The 13755-nt window shown below is 51.0% G+C and carries 12 protein-coding genes; all 12 read left to right on the top strand.

All coding sequences use genetic code 11. The features are described from left to right. Positions 1–15: 15 nt before the first annotated feature. The 12 genes from nuoG (at position 16) to miaA (ending at position 13753) form a co-directional block, all read left to right on the top strand. Positions 16–2157, top strand: a complete 2142-nt coding sequence (nuoG, locus tag PHX60_RS04670) for an NADH-quinone oxidoreductase subunit NuoG (RefSeq protein WP_300075333.1) — start codon at positions 16–18, stop codon at positions 2155–2157. After that, on the top strand, positions 2154–3230 hold the full coding sequence (gene nuoH / locus PHX60_RS04665) for an NADH-quinone oxidoreductase subunit NuoH (RefSeq protein ID WP_300075331.1): 1077 nt from the start codon (positions 2154–2156) through the stop codon (positions 3228–3230). Before nuoG ends, nuoH begins: the two co-directional genes overlap by 4 nt. Before the next feature lie 14 nt (positions 3231–3244). Continuing rightward, a complete protein-coding gene (gene nuoI, locus PHX60_RS04660; RefSeq protein WP_300075329.1) occupies positions 3245–3751 on the top strand; it encodes an NADH-quinone oxidoreductase subunit NuoI in 507 nt (168 codons plus the stop codon). A 40-nt stretch (positions 3752–3791) separates the two neighbouring features. Continuing rightward, positions 3792–4454, top strand: coding sequence for an NADH-quinone oxidoreductase subunit J (locus tag PHX60_RS04655; protein ID WP_300075327.1), 663 nt, complete (start codon positions 3792–3794; stop codon positions 4452–4454). Beyond that, positions 4451–4759 (top strand): NADH-quinone oxidoreductase subunit NuoK, encoded by a 309-nt coding sequence (gene nuoK / locus PHX60_RS04650; protein WP_300075325.1) that lies wholly within the window; start codon positions 4451–4453, stop codon positions 4757–4759. The genes PHX60_RS04655 and nuoK overlap by 4 nt, the downstream gene beginning before the upstream one ends. Before the next feature lie 27 nt (positions 4760–4786). Continuing rightward, positions 4787–6817 carry an NADH-quinone oxidoreductase subunit L gene (gene nuoL / locus PHX60_RS04645; RefSeq protein ID WP_300075323.1) on the top strand — a complete coding sequence of 677 codons (2031 nt, stop codon included), beginning with the start codon at positions 4787–4789 and terminating at the stop codon, positions 6815–6817. A 13-nt stretch (positions 6818–6830) separates the two neighbouring features. Further along, positions 6831–8306, top strand: coding sequence for an NADH-quinone oxidoreductase subunit M (locus PHX60_RS04640; protein ID WP_300075321.1), 1476 nt, complete (start codon positions 6831–6833; stop codon positions 8304–8306). 24 nt (positions 8307–8330) lie between these two features. Further along, entirely contained in the window at positions 8331–9824 is a 1494-nt protein-coding gene (nuoN, locus tag PHX60_RS04635) for an NADH-quinone oxidoreductase subunit NuoN (RefSeq protein WP_300075318.1), read from the top strand. 8 nt (positions 9825–9832) lie between these two features. Next, positions 9833–10156 carry a DUF2818 family protein gene (locus tag PHX60_RS04630; protein ID WP_300075316.1) on the top strand — a complete coding sequence of 108 codons (324 nt, stop codon included), beginning with the start codon at positions 9833–9835 and terminating at the stop codon, positions 10154–10156. Positions 10157–10254: 98 nt separating this feature from the next. Then, the gene (gene icd, locus PHX60_RS04625; RefSeq protein ID WP_300075314.1) at positions 10255–11514 is read left to right on the top strand and encodes an NADP-dependent isocitrate dehydrogenase; all 1260 of its coding nucleotides are present in this window, start codon (positions 10255–10257) and stop codon (positions 11512–11514) included. Positions 11515–11519: 5 nt separating this feature from the next. Then, a complete protein-coding gene (locus PHX60_RS04620; protein WP_300075312.1) occupies positions 11520–12746 on the top strand; it encodes a multidrug effflux MFS transporter in 1227 nt (408 codons plus the stop codon). Beyond that, positions 12743–13753: a tRNA (adenosine(37)-N6)-dimethylallyltransferase MiaA gene (miaA, locus tag PHX60_RS04615; RefSeq protein WP_300075310.1), complete on the top strand. Its 1011-nt coding sequence runs from the start codon at positions 12743–12745 to the stop codon at positions 13751–13753. The genes PHX60_RS04620 and miaA overlap by 4 nt, the downstream gene beginning before the upstream one ends. Positions 13754–13755 lie beyond the last annotated feature (2 nt).

Here is a 13755-nt window from a genome sequence, read left to right as displayed (position 1 = left end):
TCGCGAGAAAAGCATATGGTTGAAATTGAACTGGATGGTCAGAAGGTGGAAATTGCCCCTGGTTGCATGGTCATGCATGCAGCGGACAAGGCGGGCGTGTATATTCCACATTTTTGCTACCACAAAAAGCTCTCCATTGCGGCCAACTGCCGGATGTGTTTGGTAGAGGTCGAAAAAGCCCCCAAGCCGATGCCTGCCTGTGCTACGCCAGTCACCCAAGGTATGGTGGTACGCACCAACAGCGCCAAGGCCATTCAAGCACAAAAATCGGTGATGGAGTTTTTGCTCATTAATCACCCTTTAGACTGTCCCATTTGTGACCAAGGCGGTGAATGCCAGTTGCAGGATTTGGCAGTAGGCTATGGTGGTACTTCTTCGCGTTACGAAGAAGAAAAGCGCGTTGTTTTCCATAAAGATGTCGGCCCGCTGATTTCGATGGAAGAGATGAGCCGCTGCATCCATTGCACCCGCTGTGTCCGTTTTGGCCAAGAAGTGGCAGGGGTGATGGAATTAGGCATGATTCACCGGGGTGAGCATTCCGAAATTACCACGGTTACTGGCGAAACCGTGGATTCGGAATTATCCGGCAACATGATTGACCTGTGCCCCGTGGGCGCATTGACCAGCAAGCCCTTCCGTTACAGCGCCCGTACTTGGGAGCTGTCGCGTCGCAAGTCGGTCAGTCCACACGATTCTACCGGTGCCAATTTAGTGGTACAGGTGAAAAATCATAAAGTCATGCGCGTTCTACCGTTGGAAAACGAAGATGTGAACGAATGCTGGATTGCAGACCGTGACCGTTTTTCTTACGAATCACTCAACACCGATCAGCGTTTGACTGCGCCCATGATTAAGCAGGGCGGTGCTTGGAAAGAAGTAGATTGGCAGACTGCGCTTGAGTATGTTGCTAATGGATTAAAGAATATCAAAACTGAACACGGTGCTAAAGCGATTGGTGCTTTGGTCAGTCCGCACAGCACCTTAGAAGAAATTTACCTGACCAAGGAATTGTTGCGTGGTTTGGGTAGCCAAAATATTGACTATCGCTTACGCCATGCGGATTTTTCTGCTCCTGAAGGTGTGCGCTGGTTAGGTCGTTCCATCGCTTCGCTGTCTAGTTTGCAATCGGTGTTGGTACTTGGTTCCAATTTGCGTAAAGACCACCCCTTGTTTGCCCAGCGTATTCGCCAAGCGGCGCGCAAAGGTTGCACTGTCACTGCTATTAATGCCGTGGTACACGATTGGGCCTTGCCGGTCGCTCAAACTTTGGTGGCTAACCCTCAGCAATGGTTTCAAGCCCTGTCGGACGTAGCCGCCGCAGTGGCACAACAAAAAGGCATTGACGCACCCAATGCACAAGGCCAAGCCGGTACCGTGGCTAAAGCCATTGCCAATGCGCTGTTGATAGGTGACCACAAAGCGATTTTGTTGGGTAATGCAGCAGCGCACCATGCTCAAGCTGCTTCATTGTTGGCTTTGGCTGGCTGGATTGCCGAGCAAACCGGCGCTACCGTGGGTTATCTGACCGAAGCTGCCAACACCGTTGGTGCCCAGTGGATGAAGGCAGTGCCTGGCCAAGAGGGCCTGAATGCCGCACAGATGCTAGAGGGCCGCCTCAAGGCAGCTTTGTTGCTCAATACCGAACCAGTGTTTGATAGCGCTGCCGCTGCCAAGACCGCCACCGCTTTGGCTGGTGTGGATATGGTGGTTACCCTCAGTCCTTTCAAAGCGAACATGGAATTCAGCGACGTATTGTTGCCGATTGCACCATTCAGCGAAACTTCCGGTACCTTTGTGAATGCTGAAGGTCGGGCGCAAAGTTTCCATGCTGTGGTGCGCCCCTTAGGCGATACCCGTCCAGGCTGGAAGGTGTTGCGCGTCTTGGCCAATTTGTTGGATATTCCTGGTATTGATTTTCAAACTTCGCAAGAAGTATTAGAAAAAGCCACCCATGCCCCTCAAGGCGATCGCATGGAGTTTGTTCCTGCTGCCGAGTTAAATAACCGCAGCAAAGCCAGTTTAACCACTGTGGCTGCTACATCGGCGGCCGAGCCAGTGGTTGCGGCCATTTATCAGCTGGATGGTTTGGTTCGGCGTTCATCTTCTTTGCAGCTGACGGCTGATGCACGTCTGGCTTCTACAGGAGTGCAGGCATGATTGATGCAATTTACAACGGTGGTTTAGGCCTGTCCTCCGAAGTGTGGTGGACCGCCGCAGCTTGGCCAGTGCTTTGGATTTTGCTCAAAATTGTGGTCATTTTGGCCCCATTGATGGGCGCTGTGGCTTACCTAACGCTTTGGGAGCGCAAGCTGCTGGGTTTTATGCAGGTGCGTCTAGGTCCTAACCGGGTGGGGCCGAAGGGTTTATTGCAACCGATTGCTGATGCACTCAAGTTGCTGACCAAAGAAATTATTCAACCTTCTGCTTCTAGCAAAGGTTTGTTTATTCTTGGCCCTATCATGGCCATCATGCCAGCTTTGGCCGCTTGGGTAGTGGTTCCCTTTGGCCCTGATGTAGCCTTGACCAATGTCAACGTGGGTATTTTGCTATTGATGGCCATTACCTCGATTGAAGTCTATGGCGTGATTATTGCGGGTTGGGCTTCTAACTCTAAGTATGCCTTTCTGGGGGCCATGCGTGCATCGGCGCAAATGGTGAGCTACGAAATCGCGATGGGTTTTTGCTTTTTGGTAGTGATTATGGTGTCGGGTAGCATGAACCTGACTGCCGTGGTGACCAGCCAAGCCTCGGGTATGGCTGCTTCTTATGGCCTGAATTTCCTGTCTTGGAATTGGTTGCCCCTGTTCCCCATTTTTATCGTTTACCTGATTTCGGGTGTGGCTGAAGTCAACCGCCATCCTTTCGACGTGGTCGAAGGTGAAGCCGAAATTGTGGCGGGTCACATGGTTGAATACTCGGGTATGGGTTTCGCCATCTTCTTCTTGGCTGAATATGCTAGCATGTGGCTAGTGTCTATTGTGGCTGTGTTGATGTTCTTGGGTGGTTGGTTGTCGCCGATTGCTGCCCTTGATTTCATTCCCGGTTGGATTTGGTTGGGCCTGAAAACCTTTGTCGTTGTTTCCATGTTCATCTGGATTCGCGCTACCTTTCCACGTTTCCGCTATGACCAAATTATGCGTCTGGGCTGGAAAATTTTCATTCCTGTCACTCTGGTGTGGCTGGTGGTGGTGGGGGGCTGGTTGCTCTCGCCTTGGAATATTTGGAAATGAACGGGGATACACGAATGTCTGCCGCTACTGCATCCTTTTCCTTCAAGGATTTTTTCAAAAGCTTCATGTTGGTGGAGCTGGTCAAGGGTATGTCCTTGACCGGGCGTTACACCTTCAAGCGCAAAGTAACAGTGCAGTTTCCTGAAGAGAAAACGCCGCTATCGCCGCGTTTTCGTGGGCTGCACGCCTTGCGTCGCTATGACAATGGCGAAGAGCGTTGCATTGCTTGTAAATTGTGCGAAGCCGTTTGTCCTGCAACGGCGATCACCATTGAGTCGGATGTGCGTGCCGATGGCTCGCGCCGTACAACACGCTATGATATTGATCTGACTAAGTGCATTTTCTGTGGATTTTGTGAAGAAAGTTGTCCGGTCGATTCGATCGTGGAAACGCAAATTCTCGAATACCACGGTGAAAAGCGGGGCGATCTTTATTTCACCAAGGATATGCTCCTTGCCGTGGGTGATCGGTATGAGACTGAAATTGCTGCCGCTAAAGCAGCAGATGCCAAGTACCGTTAAGTTGCATCCCCATCCGTCAGACCTCTAAAAAGACCGATTCATGGACGCCACGACAGGTTTCTTCTATTTGTTCTCGGTGGTGCTGCTTTATTCAGCCTTCCGAGTAATTACTGCACGCAATCCGGTACAAGCCGTTTTGCATCTAATTTTGGCATTTTCGCAAGCTGCTGGTATTTGGTTGCTGCTGAAGGCTGAATTTTTGGCCGTCGTACTGATCCTGGTGTATCTAGGGGCTGTGATGGTGCTATTTATGTTTGTCGTCATGATGTTAGACATCAAGGTCGATGAGATACGCCAAGGTTTTTGGAAGCACTTTCCATTGGCAGCTGCAATGGGTGCTTTGATTGCTCTCGAAATGGCGGCAGTTTTGATGGGCGGCTTTGGTGGCATTGATGAGCCTAAGGCGATGGTAGCCGCAGTAGATGCTGCTGGTAATGCAGTGCCTTACTCCAATGCCCGCGAGTTAGGTCGCTTGATGTACACCGAGTACCTTTATCCAGTAGAAATTGCTGCTGTAATTTTGTTGCTGGCGATGGTGGCTGCGATTGCTTTGACCTTGCGTCGGCGCAAAGATACCAAGGCGATTAACCCCGCTATTCAAGTGCGTGTTCGGGCGGAAGATCGTGTGCGCTTGATCAAGCTAGAGGCTACCAAGCCCGCCAGCGCTGAACCTACCACGGTTAGTGAGGAGAAAAAAGCATGATACTCACTTTAGGGCATTTCCTTTCACTGGGAGCCATGCTGTTTGCTTTGGCTGTGATTGGTATTTTTCTGAACCGAAAAAATCTGATTGTGCTGTTGATGGCTATCGAATTGATGCTGTTGGCAGTCAACATGAATTTCGTTGCTTTCTCCCATTATTTGGGTGATATGCACGGACAAGTGTTTGTGTTCTTCATCTTGACGGTTGCGGCAGCAGAATCTGCCATCGGCTTGGCCATTTTGGTGCTGCTGTTCCGCAACAAGTCGAACATTGATGCAGAATCTCTCGACACCCTTCGCGGTTGACATGCCGGATATGCAAGGTTCTCCACAATGAGTCAAACCCTTTCTGCTTCAACGCTGTTGGCAGTGCCGCTAGCCCCGCTGGTGGGTGCTGCGCTCGCCGGCATTTTTGGTACTGCCTTTGGTGGCAACTGGATTGGTCGTCGTGCTTCGCACATGCTGACGATTGCCGGTGTGCTGATTGCTTTTGTGTTATCAGCCATGACGCTGCAAAGCGTGTTGGTCGATGGTGCCCGCTTCAATGAAACCATTTACACCTGGATGGTGGTGGGTGGTCTAAAAATGGAAGTGGGTTTCTTGATTGATTCACTCACTGCCATGATGATGTGCGTGGTGACCTTCGTGTCCCTGATGGTGCATATCTACACCATTGGTTACATGAAAGAAGACGAAGGTTACAACCGCTTTTTCTCTTACATTTCGCTGTTTACCTTCTCCATGCTCATGCTGGTCATGAGCAACAATCTGCTGCAATTGTTCTTTGGTTGGGAAGCAGTGGGCTTGGTGTCCTACCTATTAATTGGTTTTTGGTTCAATAAGCCATCAGCCATTTTTGCCAACATGAAGGCTTTTCTGGTCAACCGGGTAGGTGACTTTGGTTTCATTCTTGGTATTGGCTTGATTGCTGCCTATACAGGGACCCTCAACTACAGCGAAATTTTCAGCAAAGCGACTGAGCTGGGTGCTGCACCCTTCGGTTACGGCACCGACTGGATGCTGGTGACAGTCATTTGTATCTGTCTGTTTATTGGCGCAATGGGTAAGTCGGCACAGTTTCCGCTGCACGTTTGGCTGCCAGACTCGATGGAAGGCCCCACCCCCATTTCTGCGTTGATTCACGCTGCTACGATGGTGACAGCGGGCATCTTCATGGTGGCACGTATGTCGCCCTTGTTTGAATTGAGTGATACCGCCCTGAACTTTATTTTGGTGATTGGTTCTATCACCGCCCTGTTCATGGGTTTCTTGGGCATCATTCAAAACGATATTAAGCGCGTGGTGGCCTACTCTACCCTGTCGCAGTTAGGATACATGACGGTGGCATTGGGTGCTTCGGCTTACTCGGTGGCAGTATTCCATTTGATGACCCATGCCTTCTTCAAAGCCTTGTTGTTCCTGGGTGCCGGTTCAGTGATTATGGGTATGCACCACAACCAAGATATTCGCTGGATGGGGGGTGTACGTAAATACATGCCTATCACTTGGATTACCTCTTTGTTGGGCTCTTTGGCCTTGATTGGTACCCCATTGTTCTCTGGTTTTTATTCCAAAGACAGTATTATTGAGGCCGTGCATTTTAGTCAATTGCCAGCGGCTGGTTTTGCCTATTTTGCTGTGTTGGCGGGTGTATTTGTGACCGCTTTCTATTCCTTCCGTATGTATTTCTTGGTGTTTCATGGGAAGGAGCGTTACGATCAGAATCCTGATGCCCACCATGATGATCACGGCCATGACGATCACCACGGTCATGGTGATGGTAAACCCCATGAATCGCCTTGGGTAGTCACTTTGCCTTTGGTATTGCTGGCTATTCCTTCGGTCGTGATTGGTTTTGTTGCTATTCAGCCGATGCTGTTCGGTGATTTTTTCAAAGGTGTCATTTTTATTGATGCCGTGAAGCATCCGGCAATGACCCAGTTTGCAGAAATGTTCCACGGCCCCTTGGCAATGGCAGCACATGGTTTGCAAACACCACCTTTCTGGTTGGCTTTGGCTGGGGTGGCTTTGTCCTACTATATGTATATGGTCAATCCGGCGTTGCCCACCGCTATCAAGAAGGCAGTTATGCCTATCTATTCTTTGTTGGAAAACAAATACTATCTGGACTGGATCAACGAAAACATTTTGGCACGTGGTGCCCGTGGTTTAGGCGTTGGTTTGTGGAAGGGTGGTGATCAAATGCTGATCGACGGTGCCGTAGTTAACGGTTCTTGGAAGCTGGTCGGATGGATTGCGGGAATCGTTCGCCGTATGCAAACGGGGTACGTGTACCACTATGCCTTGGTCATGCTGCTGGGCATCTTTGGTCTGATGACCTGGTTCGTCTGGCTCAACAAGTAGGAGAAAAACAAAAATGGGTTTGTTGAGTCTTGCTATCTGGACGCCCATCGCGTTTGGTGCGCTACTGCTGGCCTTTGGCCGTGAAGAGCAGGCGCGGGCCGTGCGTTGGCTGGCCTTGATTGGCGCGCTGATCAGTTTTCTGGTCACTCTGCCTTTGTACACAGGGTTTCAAATTGGCACTGCTTCGATGCAGTTTGTCGAAAGAACTCCCTGGATCGAAACCTTCAATGTGTTTTATCACTTGGGTGTCGATGGTATTTCTTTCTGGTTTGTACCCCTGACAGCCTTTATCACTGTGATTGTGGTGATGGCTTCTTGGGAGTCGATTACAGAGCGTGTGAATCAATACATGGGCGCTTTCCTGATTTTGTCAGGGCTGATGATTGGTGTCTTTGCTTCGCTCGATGGTATGTTGTTCTACGTCTTCTTTGAGGCGACGTTGATTCCGATGTACCTGATTATTGGTATTTGGGGTGGGCCACGCAAAATCTATGCTGCGTTCAAGTTTTTCTTGTACACGCTGTTGGGTTCTTTGCTGACTTTGATTGCCCTGATTTATTTGTACCATAAATCGGGCGGTAGTTTTGATATTGCCACTTGGCATAAACTACCTCTGAGCGCCCACGCACAGACTTTATTGTTCTTTGCTTTCTTTGCTGCTTTCGCTGTCAAGGTGCCCATGTGGCCTGTGCATACGTGGTTGCCAGACGTTCACGTTGAAGCCCCTACGGGTGGTTCCGCCGTGCTGGCAGCGATTATGCTGAAACTCGGTGCCTATGGTTTTCTGCGTTTTTCGATGCCGATTGCTCCTGATGCTTCGCGTGAATGGGCTTGGTTGATGGTTGCCCTGTCTTTGCTGGCCGTGTTGTATGTCGGTTTGGTGGCGATGGTGCAAAAAGATATGAAAAAGCTGGTCGCCTACTCTTCGGTGGCGCACATGGGTTTTGTGACCTTGGGCTTTTTCTTGTTTAATGATTTGGGCGTGTCCGGTGGCTTAGTGCAGATGATTTCGCACGGCTTTGTTTCTGGTGCCATGTTCTTGTCGATTGGTGTGCTATACGACCGTATGCACTCACGCGAAATTGCCGATTACGGCGGCGTGGTCAATACCATGCCCAAATTTGCCGCTTTTGCATTACTGTTCACGATGGCCAATGCTGGCTTGCCTGGTACAGCCGGTTTTGTCGGCGAGTGGATGGTGATTCTGGGGGCTGTCAAAGCCAATTTTTGGATTGGTATGGGGGCCGCCACTGCACTGATTTGGGGTGCCGCTTATAGCCTATGGATGTTTAAGCGCGTCTATTTGGGTCCAGTGGGCAATGACCATGTCAAGGCTTTGAAAGATATTGATGGCCGTGAATTCCTTATCATGGCTGTTTTAGCTATGGCTGTGTTGTACATGGGCCTGTATCCCCGTCCCTTCACTGATGTGATGGATGCTTCTGTGGCTGAGCTGCTCAAGCACGTGGCCTTGTCCAAGCTGAACTGAGCATACTGAACTGAGAGACCCGAGATGATTGACAACATCAGTTGGCTTGCGATTTACCCAGAGATACTGCTGCTGGTCATGACCTGCGTGATCGCTTTGGCTGATCTGGGTGTGAGCAGTGCGCGCCGTACCGGAACCTACATTCTCACCATTTTGACTTTGGTGGTGCTGGCTGTATTACAAGGGGTGTATGCCAGCAGTGGCAACACCTTCTATGGCTTTGGTAACATGGTAGTTAGTGACCCTATGGGTAATTGGCTAAAATGTTTTGCCTCGGTGGCCATGATTGTGACCTTGATTTATGGTCGTCCTTATGCGGCTGATCGTGACATGCTGCGCGGTGGAGAGTTTTTCACTTTAGCGCTATTCTCTTTGTTGGGAATGTTTGTCATGATTGGTGGAAATAATTTCTTGCTCATTTATTTGGGTCTGGAGTTGTTGACGCTGTCGGGTTATGCAATGGTGGCTTTGCGCCGTGATCACACTACCGCTACCGAAGCGGCAATGAAGTATTTTGTCCTTGGTGCAATGGCCAGTGGTTTCCTGCTTTATGGTTTGTCCATGATTTATGGTGCCACCGGTTCTTTGGATATTGGCGAAGTGTTCAAGGCGGTAAATTCAGGCCAAATTCGCCACCAAGTGTTGGTGTTTGGGGTTGTGTTTGTGGTGGCTGGTCTGGCCTTTAAGCTGGGTGCTGCACCATTTCACATGTGGGTGCCTGATGTTTACCAAGGTGCCCCTACTGCTATCACCCTGATGATTGGTGGTGCGCCTAAGTTGGCCGCCTTTGCGATTGTGATGCGGTTGTTAGTTGATGGTTTATTGCCTTTGGCGATTGACTGGCAGCAAATGTTGGGTGTGCTGGCAGTGGCTTCGCTGTTGGTGGGTAACTTGGCTGCTATTGCACAAACCAACCTCAAGCGGATGTTGGCTTACTCCACCATTTCGCAGATGGGTTTTGTGCTGATTGGCTTAATGTCTGGTGTAGTGGATGGTAACGTAGAAGCGGCCACTATTCAGAGTGCCTACAGCTCGGCCATGTTCTATGTGGTCACTTATGTGTTAACCACTTTGGCGGCTTTTGGTGTCATTTTGCTGTTGGCGCGCGAAGGGTTTGAGAGCGAAGAAATTGCCGATATGGCAGGTTTGAACCAGCGCAGTCCTCTGTATGCGGGTGTGTTGGCTATTTGCTTGTTCTCGATGGCTGGTATTCCTCCACTGGTGGGTTTTTATGCCAAGTTGGCGGTCTTGCAATCATTGATGGCATCTGGTCAAGCAGCTTATATTGGCTTGGCAGTGTTTGCTGTCATGATGTCGCTGATTGGCGCTTTCTACTATCTGCGCGTAGTGAAGGTAATGTATTTTGACGCACCACTCACAGCGACCCGTGTCTCTGCTCCGCTGGAAGTGCGTGTAGTTTTGACTATTAATGGTGCTCTGGTATTGATTTTGGGTATTTTGCCCGGCGGTTTAATGTCGCTGTGTGCTGATGCGATTGTCCGTTCTTTAGCTACTTGAGATTGTTCATGAGCCAAACCGGTGCTGTCTGGTTGGTAGTGCTGCTGGCGGTGCTGGCAGCCAATCTACCATTTTTTCATCGCCGTATTTTGCTGCTAGGGCCACTACCTCCACAAGGAAAAACTTGGTGGGGTCATTTGCTAGAACTGGTATTTTGGTATTTTTTGGTTGGTTTGTTTGCTTTATGGCTAGAGCAGCGGGTGGGTCAGGTGGCAGCGCAAGGGTGGGAGTTTTATGCCGTCACCGGAACCTTGTTTTTAACGCTGGCTTTTCCAGGATTTGTTTTTCGTTATTTGGTGCGCCATCGGTCGGATGCGTTGGCGACTGCTTAGCCAAAAAATACCAGCTACGGCTTAAATAAAAATTGCACAGGCTGTGGCATTTGCCCAGCCTGTTGTTTTTTAATGGTTTCCATAAAATCTTTATTGCCATGACCCACTATCAGCATATTCAGGTGCCTGAGCAAGGCCAGCCCATCACTTTGCAGCATGATTTTTCGTTGCAAGTACCAGAGCAGCCTATCATTCCTTTTATTGAAGGCGATGGCGTGGGGGTAGATGTTACTCCGGTGATGAGGGCCGTGGTGAATGCAGCGGTAGAGCGGGCTTATGCTGGCCAGCGCCAAATTCGGTGGATGGAGGTCTATGCCGGTCATAAAGCCACCCAAATTTATGGCCCCGATGCTTGGTTGCCCGAAGAAACCATCACCGCACTGCGTGATTATGTCGTTTCGATTAAAGGGCCATTGGCTACCCCAGTGGGGGATGGTATTCGGTCTTTGAATGTGGCTTTGCGCCAAGCGCTGGATTTGTATGTCTGTCTGCGACCTGTGCGTTACTTTAAGGGCGTACCTTCGCCCTTGAAAGAGCCAGAAAAAACCAATATCGTTATTTTTCGTGAAAACTCTGAGGATATTTATGCCGGTATTGAGTTTGAAGCCGGTTCTGAGCAAGCGAAAAAACTGATTGCTTTTTTACAGCAAGAATTGGGTACGCAAAAAATTCGCTTTCCTGAAACTTCGGGTATTGGTATTAAGCCAGTTTCGCAGGAGGGTACCGAACGCTTGGTGCGTAAAGCGATTCAGTATGCTATTGATCATGATAGACCCAGTGTTACCTTGGTACACAAGGGTAACATCATGAAATACACTGAGGGTAGTTTCCGTAATTGGGGTTATGCTTTGGCGCAGCGTGAGTTTGGTGCCCAGTTGATAGATGGCGGCCCGTGGTGCCATCTTACTAATCCCAAAACTGGTCGAGAAATTATTATCAAAGATAGTATTACCGATGCCTTTTTGCAGCAAATTTTATTGCGTCCGGCAGAGTATTCAGTGGTGGCGACGCTGAATCTGAATGGTGATTATTTGTCCGATGCTTTGGCGGCACAGGTAGGCGGGATTGGTATTGCACCGGGGGCCAATATGTCCGATGCAGTGGCTTGCTTTGAAGCCACGCATGGCACGGCACCGCGTTATGCGGGTAAAGATTATGTTAATCCCGGTTCGGCGATTTTATCTGCAGAAATGATGCTGCGCCATATGGGTTGGACAGAGGCTGCTGACCGTATTCTTGTGGCATTGGAGCAGGCGATTGCTTCCAAAAAAGTAACTTATGATTTTGCCCGTTTGATGAATGGGGCCACCCAAGTGAGTTGTTCTGGTTTTGGGCAAGTGGTGATTTCTTACCTCTGATGGTAATGGGTAGGCCCGATTCAGGGGGTGCCTTCACGCCGATGCCAGCGGCTTTGGTGGTGCTGATGTTGGCCCTGTTGTTGGGCTTGCAGCCGCTTAGCACCGATTTGTACCTGCCTGCTCTGCCCGCCTTACAGGGGCAGTTGGCAGCGGGTATGGCGCAGGCGCAATTGACGCTCACAGCTTTACTGTTGGCTTTTGGTTGCTCGCAACTGGTGTGGGGCCCTTTGTCCGACCGCTGGGGGCGGCGGCCTATTTTGTTGCTGGGTTTGTCGGCTTATGTGCTGGCAGCTTTGGGCTGTGCGCTGGCGCAATCCATAGAAGCCTTGATTGTCTGGCGTGCTGTGCAGGGCGTAGCGTTGGGGGCGGCTGTGATGTGTGCGCGCGCGGTCGTTCGTGATTTCTATGCACCCGTCGAGGGCGCGCAAGCGATGTCGCGGGCTTTAACTGGCCTAGGTGTGATTGCCTGCCTGAGTCCACCGGTGGGTGGTTGGTTGGCAGGGCAATTGGGCTGGCGTGCCACGATGGCAGCATTGGCGGTTTTTGGTGTCTTGGTATGGTTGCTGGTGCTTTTGCGCTTTCAAGAAACTTTGCACCAGCCCAATCCGCAGGCTTTGCAACCTGTCCATTTGTTACGCACCTGGGGGCAGATACTGCGTCACCCAACATTTTTAGCTTTTACTGCCACCACTACTTTTAGCTACGCGGGTTTGTTTACCTATCTGGCCGCATCTTCGTTCACTTTTATCCAAGTGTTAGGTTGGAGCGGCACTGCTTATGGCATTTTGTTGGCGTGCAACGGCCTGCTTTACGTCAGTGGCACGGTATTGTGTCGGCGTTGGGTGGCACGCTGGGGGGTGCGCCGCAGTATGCAGCTGGCGGGGGCTTTGAGTTTGACCGGTGGTTCGCTGATGGGTATTTTTGCGCTGCTGGGGGTGCAAAGCGGTTGGGCTTATGTGCTACCTTTCTGGTTGTACATCGTTGCCCACGGTATCCACATGCCCTGTGGCCAAAGTGGGGCAGTGGGGCCATTTCCACAGGCGGCTGGCACAGCGGCTGCTGTCAATGGCAGTGTGACAATGGTGGTGGCTTTTGGCATTGGCCATTACTTAGGCCAGCACATGAATGGCACCGTATGGCCACTGGCCTTGGGGGTTTGGTTTTGGGGTATTTGTGCTGCGCTGACTGCTTGGACGCTGGTACAAAAATTTGGTGAATCGCAAAAATCATGAACACCGCCAGCTCTAGCTCCTTGCCTTGTATCGCACTGGCAGGGCCAACCGCATCAGGGAAAACTGCTGCCGCACTGGCCCTTGCCCAAGTGCTGGCTGCCCAAGGCCAGTCGGTAGAAATTATCAGCGTTGATTCTGCTTTGGTTTATCGTGGGATGGATGTGGGCACCGCCAAGCCCAGTCCACCAGAGTTGGCGATGGTGCCACACCACCTGATTGATATTCGTGACCCATTGCACGCTTATAGCGCCGCTGAGTTTGTGCAAGATACGCACCGTTTGCTGGCCGAGATTCGCCACCGTGGCGCCTTGCCGTTGTTGGTAGGTGGCACCATGTTGTATTTCAAAGCCTTGTTCGATGGCTTGGATGCTATGCCCAGCGCCGACCCAGCGGTACGCGCCCGCATTGAGGCGCAGGCCGCTGTGCAAGGTTGGCCCGCACTTCATGCAGAATTGGCACGCATAGACCCTATCACGGCCGCGCGCTTGGCCCCAGCAGACAGCCAACGCATCCAGCGGGCATTAGAGGTGTGGCAGGTGTCTGGACAACCGCTGTCGTATTTTCACCAAACCCAACAGCGCTCTAAGGCCCAAAATAGCTGCGTGGCAGCGGGTGCCTTTTTTTCTTTAGAACCCCAAAACCGCGCTTGGCTGCACCAGCGCATCGCCCAACGTTTTGATGCCATGCTCGATGCGGGTTTCATCGACGAAGTGCGCCAATTGCGCGCGCGGGGTGATTTGCACCCCGATTTACCATCCATGCGCTGCGTAGGCTATCGGCAGGTATGGCAGGCACTGGATGAGCAAGCACTTCAGGGCAGCACGGCAATAGACCATGCCTTGTTGCGCGAACGTGGCTTAGCGGCAACCCGCCAATTGGCCAAACGGCAAATCACTTGGTTGCGCGGTATGCCCCAGCGCCAGACGATTGCGTGTGACCAAGCCGATGCCTTGCAACAGGTGCTGCAGCAGGTACTCAAGCACCTGAATGCACCACCACGCCCTTGAGC

The sequence above is a fragment of the Giesbergeria sp. genome (assembly GCF_028686475.1).
Taxonomy (GTDB): domain Bacteria; phylum Pseudomonadota; class Gammaproteobacteria; order Burkholderiales; family Burkholderiaceae_C; genus Simplicispira.
The sequence above is the reverse complement of the archived record's forward strand: the minus strand, read 5'-3'. Positions and strand labels throughout refer to the sequence as shown.

Coding starts and splice junctions, on each gene's coding strand:
- nuoG (WP_300075333.1), top strand. CDS start 16: ATGGTTGAAATTGAACTGGATGGTCAGAAGGTGGAAATTGCCCCTGGT.
- nuoH (WP_300075331.1), top strand. CDS start 2,154: ATGATTGATGCAATTTACAACGGTGGTTTAGGCCTGTCCTCCGAAGTG.
- nuoI (WP_300075329.1), top strand. CDS start 3,245: ATGTCTGCCGCTACTGCATCCTTTTCCTTCAAGGATTTTTTCAAAAGC.
- PHX60_RS04655 (WP_300075327.1), top strand. CDS start 3,792: ATGGACGCCACGACAGGTTTCTTCTATTTGTTCTCGGTGGTGCTGCTT.
- nuoK (WP_300075325.1), top strand. CDS start 4,451: ATGATACTCACTTTAGGGCATTTCCTTTCACTGGGAGCCATGCTGTTT.
- nuoL (WP_300075323.1), top strand. CDS start 4,787: ATGAGTCAAACCCTTTCTGCTTCAACGCTGTTGGCAGTGCCGCTAGCC.
- PHX60_RS04640 (WP_300075321.1), top strand. CDS start 6,831: ATGGGTTTGTTGAGTCTTGCTATCTGGACGCCCATCGCGTTTGGTGCG.
- nuoN (WP_300075318.1), top strand. CDS start 8,331: ATGATTGACAACATCAGTTGGCTTGCGATTTACCCAGAGATACTGCTG.
- PHX60_RS04630 (WP_300075316.1), top strand. CDS start 9,833: ATGAGCCAAACCGGTGCTGTCTGGTTGGTAGTGCTGCTGGCGGTGCTG.
- icd (WP_300075314.1), top strand. CDS start 10,255: ATGACCCACTATCAGCATATTCAGGTGCCTGAGCAAGGCCAGCCCATC.
- PHX60_RS04620 (WP_300075312.1), top strand. CDS start 11,520: ATGGGTAGGCCCGATTCAGGGGGTGCCTTCACGCCGATGCCAGCGGCT.
- miaA (WP_300075310.1), top strand. CDS start 12,743: ATGAACACCGCCAGCTCTAGCTCCTTGCCTTGTATCGCACTGGCAGGG.